The 607-nt window shown below is 61.1% G+C and carries 1 protein-coding gene; it reads left to right on the top strand.

Annotation, left to right across the window (positions count from 1 at the left end):
* A partial coding sequence (locus tag EXE46_RS16925) for a hypothetical protein (RefSeq protein WP_199234209.1) occupies positions 1-381 on the top strand: 381 nt, incomplete at its 5' end.
* Positions 382-607: the final 226 nt, after the last annotated feature.

Genomic DNA, 607 nt, shown 5'->3' with positions numbered 1-607 from the left:
GCCATGTCGATTGGGACCGACATCCTCGCGGCACATCGGAAGCCGCCTCAGCTTGGAGGCATCGACCTGGAAGAAGAGCCGGACGATGACGTGATGGCCGCTGCCGCGGGGTTTGATAGCAACGGCTTCGGAGCAGGCATCCCCGCTGGTGGGACAGCTGGCTCTGCCGTCTGCGACATTGATGGAAGCTCGGGGGTCGTCGAGGACGACTACGAGAACGCTTACGTCCACTGCGGGAGCGGAGGGTCCGGCGGCTCTCCTCGCGGTCTTATCGTGACAGTACGGGTCAATCCCCACCCGGAGGATGAGCCCTTTGAGGAGAAGGTGGGAGTCGTTGCGATCCAGGAGGAATGTGAGGACAAGGGGGATTGCGACCTGTAGCCAAAGTTCTTTGCAGCCAAAGTTCCTAGACGACCGCCTTGGGCCGGACGCCCCGCGGCCACTGTCACGGGCGTCTCCGCCCGAAGCAGGCAATCAAGGCGGGATCTACGGTTGCCCCCATCAGACCCATACCAATTACCCAGGATCATAGTACACTTGCGGCCTCCAGCAGGTAGTCGTATCCCGTCAGAGAAGCAATCGCTTCGTCGGTATAGCGAGAGAAAAC

Origin of the sequence: Halorubrum sp. GN11_10-6_MGM, assembly GCF_005435165.1 — an archaeon.
In the GTDB taxonomy this organism is placed as follows: Archaea; Halobacteriota; Halobacteria; order Halobacteriales; family Haloferacaceae; genus Halorubrum.
The sequence above is the reverse complement of the archived record's forward strand: the minus strand, read 5'-3'. Positions and strand labels throughout refer to the sequence as shown.